This window comes from Streptomyces sp. NPDC006879 (assembly GCF_042869595.1).
Lineage (GTDB): Bacteria > Actinomycetota > Actinomycetes > Streptomycetales > Streptomycetaceae > Streptomyces.
This window is the reverse complement of record NZ_JBIAGC010000010.1, coordinates 93,153-104,913: the sequence shown is the minus strand read 5'-3', so window position 1 is coordinate 104,913 and position 11,761 is coordinate 93,153. Positions and strand designations below refer to the sequence as shown.

Annotated in this window: 10 protein-coding genes; 2 read left to right on the top strand and 8 right to left on the bottom strand. The window is 71.0% G+C overall.

The window, feature by feature from the left end:
• Nucleotides 1-24: 24 nt before the first annotated feature.
• The 3 genes from ACFYMC_RS11025 to ACFYMC_RS11015 form a co-directional block, all read right to left on the bottom strand.
• A complete protein-coding gene (locus ACFYMC_RS11025) occupies nucleotides 25-681 on the bottom strand; it encodes a DUF5063 domain-containing protein (protein WP_388522124.1) in 657 nt (218 codons plus the stop codon).
• Nucleotides 674-1,273: a recombination mediator RecR gene (gene recR, locus ACFYMC_RS11020; protein ID WP_388522121.1), complete on the bottom strand. Its 600-nt coding sequence runs from the start codon at nucleotides 1,271-1,273 to the stop codon at nucleotides 674-676. The genes ACFYMC_RS11025 and recR overlap by 8 nt, the downstream gene beginning before the upstream one ends.
• 93 nt (nucleotides 1,274-1,366) lie before the next feature.
• Nucleotides 1,367-1,702 carry a YbaB/EbfC family nucleoid-associated protein gene (locus tag ACFYMC_RS11015; RefSeq protein ID WP_388522302.1) on the bottom strand — a complete coding sequence of 112 codons (336 nt, stop codon included), beginning with the start codon at nucleotides 1,700-1,702 and terminating at the stop codon, nucleotides 1,367-1,369.
• Between the two features lie 265 nt (nucleotides 1,703-1,967).
• On the opposite strand from ACFYMC_RS11015, the gene ACFYMC_RS11010 reads away from it, so the two are divergent.
• Complete coding sequence (locus ACFYMC_RS11010) at nucleotides 1,968-2,708, top strand: SLATT domain-containing protein (RefSeq protein WP_388522118.1); 741 nt, start codon at nucleotides 1,968-1,970, stop codon at nucleotides 2,706-2,708.
• An 81-nt stretch (nucleotides 2,709-2,789) separates the two neighbouring features.
• Here ACFYMC_RS11010 and ACFYMC_RS11005 read toward each other — a convergent pair whose 3' ends face one another.
• From ACFYMC_RS11005 to ACFYMC_RS10990, 4 genes are all read right to left on the bottom strand, one after another.
• Nucleotides 2,790-3,440 carry a hypothetical protein gene (locus tag ACFYMC_RS11005; protein ID WP_388522116.1) on the bottom strand — a complete coding sequence of 217 codons (651 nt, stop codon included), beginning with the start codon at nucleotides 3,438-3,440 and terminating at the stop codon, nucleotides 2,790-2,792.
• 104 nt (nucleotides 3,441-3,544) lie between these two features.
• The gene (locus ACFYMC_RS11000; protein ID WP_388522113.1) at nucleotides 3,545-6,037 is read right to left on the bottom strand and encodes a dolichyl-phosphate beta-glucosyltransferase; all 2,493 of its coding nucleotides are present in this window, start codon (nucleotides 6,035-6,037) and stop codon (nucleotides 3,545-3,547) included.
• The gene (locus ACFYMC_RS10995) at nucleotides 6,034-6,843 is read right to left on the bottom strand and encodes a GntR family transcriptional regulator (protein ID WP_388522110.1); all 810 of its coding nucleotides are present in this window, start codon (nucleotides 6,841-6,843) and stop codon (nucleotides 6,034-6,036) included. Before ACFYMC_RS10995 ends, ACFYMC_RS11000 begins: the two co-directional genes overlap by 4 nt.
• 154 nt (nucleotides 6,844-6,997) lie before the next feature.
• On the bottom strand, nucleotides 6,998-8,359 hold the full coding sequence (locus ACFYMC_RS10990; RefSeq protein WP_388522108.1) for an aspartate aminotransferase family protein: 1,362 nt from the start codon (nucleotides 8,357-8,359) through the stop codon (nucleotides 6,998-7,000).
• A 297-nt stretch (nucleotides 8,360-8,656) separates the two neighbouring features.
• On the opposite strand from ACFYMC_RS10990, the gene ACFYMC_RS10985 reads away from it, so the two are divergent.
• Nucleotides 8,657-10,276 carry a protein kinase gene (locus ACFYMC_RS10985; protein WP_388522105.1) on the top strand — a complete coding sequence of 540 codons (1,620 nt, stop codon included), beginning with the start codon at nucleotides 8,657-8,659 and terminating at the stop codon, nucleotides 10,274-10,276.
• A 167-nt stretch (nucleotides 10,277-10,443) separates the two neighbouring features.
• Here ACFYMC_RS10985 and ACFYMC_RS10980 read toward each other — a convergent pair whose 3' ends face one another.
• On the bottom strand, nucleotides 10,444-11,727 hold the full coding sequence (locus ACFYMC_RS10980; protein ID WP_388522102.1) for an adenylosuccinate synthase: 1,284 nt from the start codon (nucleotides 11,725-11,727) through the stop codon (nucleotides 10,444-10,446).
• Nucleotides 11,728-11,761 lie beyond the last annotated feature (34 nt).

Below are 11,761 nucleotides of genomic sequence, written 5' to 3'. Positions count from 1 at the left end.
TCGGGTTAGTTTCCGAAAAACCGCTCAGCCCCTGGGCAGCCCCAGCGGCAGCCCGAGTTCCTCGACCATCACCTGACCGGCCTGCTCGGCGAGCTCCTCCTCGGCGAGGTCCTCGTCGGTGTCCAAACCGTCGAGCTCCTGCAAGGGCTGGTTCAGCCGCACGTGTGCGACCAGCGATTGCAGGGCCCGCAGGGCGGCCGAGGCGGTGGGCCCCCAGTTCGTGAAGTACGAGAACTGCCACCACCACAGCGCCTCCGTGGTGCGCCCCTCGCGGTAGTGCGCCAGGCCGTGCCGAAGGTCGGTGACCACGTCCGCCAGGTCGTCGGAGATGCGGTGCGCGACGGGCGCCTTGCGCGGCTCGTAGGGGTCGAACACCTCCGAATACACGTCCACCGGATCGAGCATCAGCGCGAACCGCTCACGCAGCTCGTCGACGTCCGGCTCCGGGCCGAGATCCGGCTCATAGCGCTCCTCGGGCAGGACGTCCTCGTGCGCACCGAGACGCCCACCCGCCAGCAGCAGCTGGGAGACCTCCAGCAGCAGGAAGGGCACCGCGCTGTCCGGGTCCTCTCCCTTGGCCACCTCGGTGACGGCCACGATGAAGGATTCGATCTGGTCCGCGATCTGGACGGCGAAATCGTCCGGATCCTGGCCCACCGCGTGCAGCGTTGCGTCAGACATCGAGAAGCCGCCTTCCTTCAAAGGCCCGCCCCAGCGTGACCTCGTCCGCGTACTCCAGGTCTCCCCCGACGGGGAGCCCGCTGGCCAGGCGGGTGACCTTCAGGCCCATGGGCTTGATCATGCGGGCGAGGTACGTCGCCGTCGCCTCGCCCTCCAGGTTCGGGTCGGTGGCGAGGATCAGCTCCGTCACCGTGCCGTCCGCGAGGCGCGCCAGGAGCTCACGGATGCGCAGATCGTCCGGGCCCACGCCCTCGATCGGGCTGATCGCGCCGCCGAGCACGTGGTACTTGCCCCGGAACTCACGCGTCCGCTCAATCGCGACCACGTCCTTGGGCTCCTCCACCACACAGATGACGGAGGGGTCGCGTCGCGGGTCGCGGCAGACGGCGCACTGTTCCTGCTGCGCGACGTTGCCGCAGACCGCGCAGAAGCGGACCTTGTCCTTCACTTCGAGCAGGGCATGCGCCAGCCGACGCACATCGGTCGGCTCGGCCTGCAGGATGTGGAAGGCGATCCGCTGCGCGCTCTTGGGCCCGACGCCGGGCAGCCTGCCCAGTTCGTCGATCAGGTCCTGAACCACGCCTTCGTACAACGGACTGCCTTCTTCCTCGATGTTGCCGGTACCTGTGGAGTTGAGAGGGGTGCGCCCTGGGCACCGGGACGCCCAGCGGGTCGGACCGGCGGATCAGAAGGGCAGGCCCGGCATTCCGCCCATCCCCTGCGCCAGCGGCCCGAGCTTCTGCTGCTGGAGCGCCTGGGCATTCTCGTTCGCCGCCTGCACGGCCGCCACCACCAGGTCGGCGAGGGTCTCGGTGTCCTGCGGGTCCACTGCCTTGGGGTCGATCACCAGAGCCCGGAGCTCTCCGGAGCCGGTCACGGTGGCCGTCACCAGCCCGCCCCCGGACTGTCCGGCCACCTCGGTCGAAGCCAGCTCCTCCTGGGCCCGCGCGAGGTCCTGCTGCATCTTCTGAGCCTGCTGGAGCAGCTGCTGCATGTTGGGCTGGCCACCACCGGGAATCACGGTCACTCCTTCTTTCTTCGGTGAAACCGAGCCTACGTGCTCACCGCGCACCGCGCCCTACGCTGTCAGGACCAACTCTTTCGAGTGAGAGAAGAACAGGGGCTGCAGCTGATCAAGACCTGCTTGTGGGCGGAAATCCTGGGATTCCTCGTCCACGGAGCCCCATTCGGCGGTAGGAAGAGCATGCGCACCAGTACGCGCACGCGCACCACCATTACGCGTTCGCGCACCATCACACGTCAGCGCAGGCAAGAGGGAGTGCCGGGTGAGCCAGCCGGAGATGCAGCCCGAGGGGCCACCCCGGGATCCCCGGGAGGAGGGCAGGCCGAAGGCGGAGGACCTGACCGGCCGGCCGTTCCCTCTCGGGGACTGGGGCGAACCCGCGGAACCGCTGGACGAGATCTACCGCCGGGTGGAGGCCGACGCACTGCGCACCGCCCAGTGGTACCTGGCCGACCGTGCCTGGAAGCGGCGAGGGGCCAGGGTGCTCCGGGTGACGGCGGCCGTGGGCACGGTGACGGGTGCCGCCCTGCCGCTGCTGGAACTCGCCGGGTCGGCGCCGGGGGTGGCCGTGTACGGCTACCTCGCGTTGCTGGGCGCCGCCGCGGCCCTGGCCTGCGACCGCTTCTTCGGCCTGACCTCGGGGTGGATGCGCGACGTGGCCACCGCGCAGGCGGTGCAGCGCAGGCTCCAGACGCTCCAGTTCGACTGGGCCTCGGAGAACGTGCGTGAGGTGCTGGGACCGACCGAGGGGACGGCCAGCGAAGCCGCAGACCGGTGCCTGAGCGTGCTGCGGCGGTTCTCCGAGGACGTCACCGAACTGGTGCGCTCGGAGACCGCGGACTGGATGGTGGAGTTCCGCTCCGGGTCCGCGCCGCTGGCGATGCAGTCCTTGTCCCCTTCCGCCGTGCGGCCCGAGGTGGGAGGGCAACCCGGACGGTTCCCGCTGCCGCCGGGCACCCGGCCGAACATGCCGCGCCAGCGTCCGCCGGAGCAACCCCGCTGAGGACCGCCCCGGCCGCCCGACGGGGCGGTCGGGCAGCACGGCCCTCAGCGGGCCGGCGTGCCGACCGGTCGGCACGCCGGATCAGCTGAAAATGATCATCGAGCCCTGTCCGAGGCTGCGGGTCGCAGCCGCGTGCAGCCCGAGCCAGACGTGTCGTTCCCGGGCGAAGGGACTGTCGTCGTAGGGGATGGGGCCCGCCGGCTCCTCCAGCGAGGTGGGGCGCCCGGGAGGGGCGGGCGCCGAAGGCGGGTTGCGGGGATCGATCCCGATGGCCGGGGCGATGTACTCAAGCTCGCGCAGCAGGCCCTGTGCAGAGCCGAGCGGACCGCCCCCCGCCAACAGTTCCTCGTTGGCGAGCGGAACCGAGAAGTCGACCGGGACGTAGGCGCCGGCATGGTCGTAGTGCCAGACCAAGTGGGACTGCTGGGCGGTCGATTCGAACATCTCCAGGAGCTGCTCGTAGTCCCCGCCCAGCTCGTCCACCGGAGTCACCGCCAGCCCACAGAGCTGCAACAGGTAGGCCCGGCGCAGGAAGTGCAGGGCGTCGTAGTCGAAGCCGGCGACGGGCGCGACATCGCCCGCCAGCCCCGGCATGTAGGCGAACACGGGCACGGAGGGCAGCCCCGCTTCACCGAGCGCCTTGTCGTAGGCGGCGATCTCTTCGGCGAAGGGATTGTCGGGGCTGTGGCACAGCACGTCGACAAGGGGTACCAGCCACAGGTCACAGGCCACGCAGGCTCCTTATCGGGGCGGTTTCACACTGCTCGGGCCAGCGTAGTGCGCCCCCCACCCGCAGCGAAGGGGTCCGGGCAGGCCGAAAGCCCCACCGACTCGGCTCAGTCGCCGACCGGCCAGATCCAGGCCCCGCCCTCCCAACGTGGCTGCCTGCCCAGCAGTTTGGTCACGGTCTCGCGGAGTTCGGCGTCCCTGTCCTGCGGGGCGAGCACCAGCACCCCGGCCTTCCAGAAGTCCAGGTCCTCGCGGGCCTGGCGCTGCCAGGAGGCACCGATCTCCGGGGGGTCGGCACCGTAGCGGATGTCCCGGAGCATGTTGGAGGTGTGCCGTGGGGAAGGGCCGTAGATGCCGATCCGGTCCGGGCCCCACGGCCCGTTGAAGTAACCGCCGGGAAGCTTGAAGGCCAGGTCGGACACGGTCTGCCAGTGCAGGGCGGCGGCGTCCCCGGGGTCCGGCACCGGGATCGGCACCAGGGTCTGGCCGTCCTGGACGTACCTCTTCCACAGTCCCTGGGTGACGAAGGCCGGTACCGGTGGCCGGTCGGTGACGGGGAACGGCGTCGGCACCACGGGTAGCAGTGCCGCCGCCAGGGCGGCCAGTCCCAGGGTGCGGAGCCGGGCCGGGGTGGCGCTCTGGCGGTCGGCCCGGACCAGCCGGTCGGCGGCCAACGCCACCAGAAGGCCGAGCGGGGGTGCGCAGGCCATGGCCACCCGCCCCTCGATGACCGATTCGAAGAGCGGCTGGTGGGCCAACGCCCTCCAGGGCCCGGGAAGCACGGTCTCGGTACCCGGAATGCGGATCCGTGGCCCGAGGGAGAGCAGGGCCGCGCCGACCGCGGTGGCGGCGAGCGCCTTGACGGCTGGCCGTTTCCAGAACCACCAGGTGATCATCCCCGCCAGCGCGAGCAGGGGCCATCCGTAGAAGGCGTTCTGCTCGGTGCGATTGAGAGCCAGCGGGTCGGCGGTGCGGTCGTTGCCGAAGAGCGAGCGCCCGGCGTACTCGACGAAGGCGAGCGGGCTGTTGCCGGCTCCGTCGCCATGGAGCACCGATCGGTAACTCTGGGGCCCGAAGAACTGCCAGTACAGCGGGTAGGCGACCAACGGCAGGGCAACGGCCGCGGCCACCGCCAGACCGCGCAGCAGTGGTCCCACCGCCGCCCTTGCGTGCCCACGGTCGGCGAGGGCGTACGCGGTGGCGAAGAGCAGCATTCCGACCGCCGCCAGGAGGAACGGTTCCTCTCCGAGGTACAGCTGGTAGGCCGAGAACACGCCGAGCAACACGCCGTCGCGGACCACCCGGCGCCCCTGCCCGGGCGCGCACAAACGCAACGCCCGGTCGATGATCACCGGGATCATGAAGAGCACACAGAAGTTGGGATGGGCGTTGGCGTGCGAGATCATCGGCGGCGCGTAGGCGCACAGCGCCGCCCCGAGCACCGCCGCCCAACGGCTGCGCACCAACCAGCGGCGGATCAGCCAGTACCAGGCGAGACCGGTGGCGGTCAGCCCCAGGGTCAACACCAGCGCCCAGGTCACGGTCGGACCGAGGGCGAGGGTGACCGGCGTCAGCGGTACCGACAGACCCAGCATCACCGTGTTGGCCATGAGGTTCACGCCGTCGGGGAAGTTCTGGAGGTCGGTGAAGAGCGGATTGCGCCAATCGACCACGTTCTGCGCGGTGACCCGGAAGAACCACTCCCACTGGTTCTGGTCCATCCCGGCATCCGCCAGGTAGCGGCGGTCCAGATCGGCCCACAGCCCCTTGTAGAGGAACGTCGAGGCCATCAGGAACAGTGCGCAGACCGCGAGCCCTCCACGCTTGAGCCGCAGGAGCTCGCCCAACACCCTCAGGTAGTCAGCCGGCCGGACCTTGGAACCGTCCTGGTGCGCCCAGCGGACCGGGACCTCGACCACCGCCCAGCCACGCGCGCGGAAGTACTGCAGGATCTCCACGTCGATCCCCCAGCCATCCAGTTCGGCCGCCTCAAAGGCCTCCCGCGCCCGGTCGCCGTCGAAGAGTTTGAAACCGCACTGGGTGTCGCGGATGCCGGGCACCGCGACGGCACGGATCAGCCGGTTGCCGACCCGTCCGAGCACTTCACGCATCCGGCCCTGGTGCCGCTCGATCCTCGACTGCGGGTGCGAGCGGGAACCGATCGCACCGGCCAAAGCCTCCTCATCGCGTCCACCGCCCGCCAGCGCCTCTTCCAGCCGGGTCAGCTCCTCCACGGGCGTGGCCAGGTCGGCGTCGGTGACCAGCACCCGGCGGCCGGCACTGGCCGCGACACCGAGCCGCAGCGCATACCCCTTGCCCCGGTTCTGCTCCGTGCTCACCAAGCGGATACGGGGCTCCCGGGCCGCTGCGGCCCGAACCGCCCGGGCGGTACCGTCCGTCGAACCGTCGTCGACGACGATCAGCTCCCACTGGCCACCGGCGGTGGCCGGATGGCGGCCCAGATAGGCGCAGAGCGCGTCCAACGTGGGCCCGATGCGCTGCTCCTCGTCGAAGGCCGGGACGACCACGCTCAGCTCTACCGTGCGGGTACCGTGCACCACCGCGTTCCAGGCCGACACCGCCGGCCGGGTCTCGGTCACGCCCCCTCCGAGCGTGGCGCGGCGCCGGGGCCCGGTGGTGCCCCCGGCCCGGTATGCGGAAGGGACCCGGCGTAGGGGGCCGGTGCCGTGGACGGGGCTGGCGCGGCCGGTACCGCCCCCCGGACGTCGAGCAGGTGGGCCTGTAGCCGGTCCGCCCAGTCCAGGGCCTGCCGGTTGCACTCCTGCACCAGCTCCCGGGCCTCGTCCAGATCCCGCCGGGTGATCGCCTCGACCAGCGCGGTGTGCCCGCCCCACAGCTCCTCGCGCAGCAGGGGGGCCTCCCGGAGGTAGGGCACGGAGAAGACCCAGGCCTGCACACGGATCCGGTGCAGGAAATCGGTGATGTAGACGTTGCCGACCAGCTCGCTCAGCTCTCGCCAGAACCGCAGGTCATAGCCGATGAGGACCTCCAGCGAGCCGGTCCGCGCGGCTCGCCTGGCCTCCTCGGCCCGACGCCGCACCGACACCAGCGCCTCGGCCAGCCCGGTGCCCGGCCCGTGCTCGGCCATGCGCCGGAAGACGCCGTCCACCACCAGTGAGCGGGCCTCGACCATGGCCTTGAAGTCGGCCACGGTGAACTGCCGCACCCGGAAACCGCGGTGCTGCACGGACTCCAGCAACCCCTGGGCGCACAGGTCGAAGAGCGCCTCGCGTACCGGGGTGGCGGAGACCCCGTACTGCTCCGCGATCTGCTTGACGGTGAACTCGCGGCGCTGCTCCAGGCGTCCCGCCAGCGCCTCGTCGCGCAGCGCGTCCGCTAGTTGCTGGCGCAGGGTGCTGCGGGTGACAGCTTGGCTGCCGGCCATGGGGTCCGTCTCCTTTGTAGGGCTTCGGACACCTTAGGCCAGGTCATGGCGCAGGTGCCGATGGCCGGAAACGGTGGGCACGGCGAGAACCCGCCCGCTCGATCGCTGGCGGGTTCTCGCCAACCGCGGGACGACCGGGGCCCCGCGGCCAGCCTCAGGAGGCGCTGGTGTGGCGGTCCGCCACACAGAGCGCCTCGTCGAGCAGCGCGAGTCCTTCCTTCGCCTCGGCCTCGGTGACGGTGCAGGCGGGCACGACATGGGTGCGGTTCATGTTCACGAAGGGCCACAGGCCCGACTTCTTGCAGGCGGCTGCGAACTCCGCCATCGGCGCGTTGTCCGCACCGGCCGCGTTGTACGGCACCAGGGGCTCGCGCGTGGCCTTGTCCCGGACGAGCTCCAGGGCCCAGAAGACACCCAGACCCCGCACTTCGCCGACCGAGGGATGCCGTTCGGCGATCTCGGCGAGGGCGGGCCCGATCACCGTCTCACCGATGTGCGCGGCGTTCTCGACGATTCCCTCCTCGGCCATCGTGTTGATCGTGGCCACGGCCGCGGCGCAGGCCAGCGGATGCCCGGAGTAGGTCAGACCGCCGGGGAAGGGGCGACGGTCGAAGGTGGCGGCGATCTCGGCGGAGATCGCCACCCCGCCCAGCGGCACGTAACCGCTGTTGACGCCCTTGGCGAAGGTCAACAGGTCGGGCGTGACGTCCCAGTGCTCAGCGGCGAACCACTTGCCAGTCCGCCCGAAGCCGGCCATCACCTCGTCGAGGATGAAGACGATCCCGTACCGGTCGCAGAGCTCGCGCACGCCCGCGAGGTAACCGGCCGGCGGAACCATGATGCCGGCGGTGCCGGGCACCGACTCCAAGATGATCGCCGCGATCGACCCGGGGCCCTCGAAGGCGATGGTGTCGGCGAGGTGGGAGAGAGCGCGCTCGCACTCCTGCTCCTCGGTCTCGGCGTGGAAGGGCGAGCGGTAGCGGAACGGGCCCCAGAAGTGCACGACGCCGGCGGAGCCGGTGTCCGAGGGCCAGCGACGCGGGTCGCCGGTCAGGTTGATGGCGGCGGCGGTGGCTCCGTGGTAGGAGCGGTAGGTGCTGAGGACCTTCGTACGGCCCGTGTGCAGGCGGGCCATGCGGACGGCGTTCTCCACCGCTTCCGCACCACCGTTGGTGAAGAAGATCTTGTCCAGATCACCCGGGGTCCGCTCGGCTATGAGGCGTGCGGCCTCGGAGCGGACGTCCACGGCGAAGCCGGGGGCGAGGGTGCAGAGCCGGCCGGCCTGCTCCTGGATCGCGGCGACGACCTTGGGGTGCTGGTGCCCGATGTTGGTGTTGACCAGCTGGGAGGAGAAGTCGAGGTAGCGGTTTGCGTCGTAGTCCCAGAAGTACGAGCCCTCCGCGCCGGCGACGGCGAGCGGGTCGATCAGGGCCTGGGCAGACCAGGAGTGGAACACATGCGCACGGTCGGCGGCCTTGACGGCTGCCCCGGCCTGCGGATCGGCATGAGGGGTCATGTGGCCAAGGCTAGAAGTCCACCAGGTGGACGGGACACCGACGCCCTGTACGTGCCCGAGGGGGTGGCCTCGGCAGTGTGTCGCCCGTCGGGCTCGAAGACCCGACGGCGCCACCCGGGGCCTGCGGCGTGCGCAGCGCTCAGGCCCCGACCGCTCGCCCCGCGACGGGCGTCACGGCAGCGGTTACACAGGCGTGACCGCCAGTGAGCCCGGTGCGTGACCGGGACCCCACTATCCTCGGCGCGTTGAGGCACTCCGTGAGGAGTGCGGGGGATCAGGGGGAGGAACCGGACACACATGGATCAGCTCGCGCCCGGCGATCCGCAGCACATCGGGTCCTACCGGCTGCTGACCCGCCTCGGCTCCGGCGGCATGGGCCACGTGTACCTGGCCCGCTCGGACCGGGGCCGGACCGTCGCCGTGAAGCTGGTACGCCCGGAACTCGCCGTGCAGGAGCCGTTCCGCCGGCGCTTTCGTCAGGAAGTCGGGGCCGCCCGGAGAGTCGGCGGCCAGTGGACGGCTCCGGTCCTGGACGCGGACACCGATGCCCGGGTCCCCTGGGTGGCCACCGGTTACGTCGCGGGCCCCAGCCTGCACTCGGCCGTCACCGCTCACGGCCCGCTGCCGGAGCGTTCGGTCCGCATCCTGGCGGCCGGGCTCGCGTACGCGCTGCGCGACATCCATGCAGCCGGGATCGTGCACCGGGACCTCAAACCCTCCAACGTCCTGATGACCCTGGACGGACCCCGGGTCATCGACTTCGGGATAGCCCGCGCCCTGGAGCCGCTCACCAGCGGTGGCCTGACCCGAACCGGGGAGGTCGTGGGTTCGCCTGGCTTCATGGCTCCCGAGCAGGTCCGTGGCGAGGCCGTCACGCCCGCCTGCGACGTCTTCAGCCTGGGCTCGCTGCTGGCCTACGCCGCAACCGGCGTGCTCCCCTTCGCCGATCCCACCGGTGACGGCAACCCGCACTCGGTGATGTTCCGGATCGCCAACGAGGAACCCGAACTCCCCGGACTGCCCGAATCGCTCAGGGCGCTGGTCCGTGACTGCCTGGCCAAGGACCCGACCGTCCGGCCCACGCCGGAGGACGTCCTGACCCGGGTCGGCGCCGGTGAGACCGTGGCGGACGGCCGCCCGCTGGAGCCCTGGCTACCCGGCCCGCTGGTCACCGACCTCGGCCGCCACGCGGTGCAACTGCTGGAGTGGGAAGCGCCCGGCCCGGTGCGGCCGGCCACCACCCTGGTCGGGCCGCCCACCACGGCGGCACCGTCGGCCGGGGGAGCCGTCCCGACGGCGCCGGCTCCTTCCCGGCGGTCCGCCGTCGCCCTGGCCGCGCTGGCCGTGGCGGTTGCGCTGGGGGCGGCCGGTGGGGTGTACGCCGTCTACCGCAGTTCCGGCGCCGGCCCGCAGAACCCGGGCCACCAGCCGGAGGCACACACCTCCGTCGCGTCCGGCCCGGACGGAGGGCCAGGGGCCTCCCCCGCGGCGGACGCCCCCGGCGGGAACGACCCGAAGGCCTTGGCCCCGACCCCGCCGGTGGCCACCGCGACCACCGCGGCGCCGGCCGGGAGCGCGGGTACCGTGCCGCCGGCCTATCTCGGCGTCTGGGCGGCGTCCTTCGAGGGCAACGGCGGAACCAACACGCGGAGGCTGGTCCTACGCCAGGGCCGGCCGGGCGATCCGGTGATGACCCTCACCGGTCAGGGCCCCACCCACACCTGCGTCTGGAACGCGACCCTGCTCGCCGCCGGCCCACCGCTGCGGCTGAGCCCGTCCACCGTCACCTCGGGCAACCCGGCCACCTGCTCGCCGGGCGAGTGGAGCCGGCTGACCCTCCGCCCGGACGGGACGCTGACCCGGGAGCTGGTCGGTAGCACCGGCGTTCCGCTCACCTACCGGAAGGTCGCCGGCTGAACGCTGCCGGCGGCAGACCCCGCCCCGGGCTCCCGCCGGCAGGAACGCGCCGAGGGGCGGAACCTGAGTCCCGCCCCTCGGCGTCGGTACCGGTGCGCTTCTGCTCGTGCCGCTACCGGAAGGGTCCACCGGCAGGCGACGCCCGGCACGCCCTTCCTGTCACGGCTCTAGAGGAACGAGTTGATCTCGATCGTCTCGGTGCGGCCGGGGCCGACGCCGATCGCGGAGATCGGGGCGCCGCTCATCTCCTCCAGCGCCTTGACGTAGGCCTGCGCGTTCTTCGGCAGGTCGGAGAAAGTCTTGGCCTTGGTGATGTCCTCGGACCAGCCGGGCAGCATCTCGTAGATCGGCTTCGCGTGGTGGAAGTCGGACTGCGAGTAGGGCAGCTCCTCGACCCGCTTGCCGTCGATCTCGTACGCCACACAGACGGGGATCTGCTCCCAGCCGGTCAGTACGTCCAGCTTGGTGAGGAAGAAGTCCGTCAGACCGTTCACCCGGGTCGCGTAGCGGGCGATCGGGGCGTCGAACCAACCGCAGCGGCGGTCCCGGCCGGTGGTCACGCCACGCTCACCGCCGATGCGGCGCAGGTCCTCGCCGTCCTGGTCGAAGAGCTCAGTCGGGAAGGGACCGGCGCCGACGCGGGTGGTGTACGCCTTCAGGATGCCGATCACACGGGAGATCTTGGTCGGCCCCACTCCGGTGCCGGTGCAGGCGCCGCCCGCGGTCGGGTTCGAGGAGGTCACGAAGGGGTACGTGCCGTGGTCGACGTCGAGCAGGGTGCCCTGGCCGCCCTCGAAGAGCACGACCTTGTCCTCGTCCAGCGCCTCGTTGAGGATCAAGGTGGTGTCGGCGACGTACGGCTGGATCTTCTCCGCGTACTGGAGCATCTCCTCGACGGTCTGCGCGACGTCGATGGCCCGGCGGTTGTACAACTTGGCGAGCAGCTGGTTCTTGCGTTCCAGCGCCGCCTCCACCTTCTGGGTGAGGATCGACTCGTCGTACAGGTCCTGGACGCGGATGCCCACGCGGTTGATCTTGTCGGCGTAGGTCGGCCCGATGCCCCGACCCGTGGTACCGATCTTCCGCTTGCCCAGGAAACGCTCCCCGACCTTGTCGAGCGTGACGTTATACGGCGTAATGAGGTGGGCGTTACCGCTGATGAGCAGCTTGGAGGTATCGATTCCGCGTTCATTGAGGCCGTGCAGCTCGGCGAGCAGGACGGCCGGATCCACCACCACGCCGTTACCGATGACCGGGGTGCACCCAGGAGAGAGGATGCCGGAGGGGAGAAGGTGCAGCGCATACTTCTGGTCGCCTACGACAACCGTGTGGCCGGCGTTGTTGCCGCCCTGGTAGCGCACCACGTAGTCAACGGAACCACCGAGGAGGTCGGTGGCCTTTCCCTTGCCCTCGTCTCCCCACTGGGCTCCGAGCAGCACAAGAGCGGGCACAGGCGTACACCTCTTCCGGATGGGGCATGCCCAA

What these genes read in the sequence shown, in the direction of transcription:
- ACFYMC_RS11025 (WP_388522124.1), bottom strand. Translation starts at nt 681, where the DNA reads ATGTCTGACGCAACGCTGCACGCGGTGGGCCAGGATCCGGACGATTTC.
- ACFYMC_RS10995 (WP_388522110.1), bottom strand. Translation starts at nt 6,843, where the DNA reads ATGGCCGGCAGCCAAGCTGTCACCCGCAGCACCCTGCGCCAGCAACTA.
- ACFYMC_RS10990 (WP_388522108.1), bottom strand. Translation starts at nt 8,359, where the DNA reads ATGACCCCTCATGCCGATCCGCAGGCCGGGGCAGCCGTCAAGGCCGCC.
- ACFYMC_RS10985 (WP_388522105.1), top strand. Translation starts at nt 8,657, where the DNA reads ATGGATCAGCTCGCGCCCGGCGATCCGCAGCACATCGGGTCCTACCGG.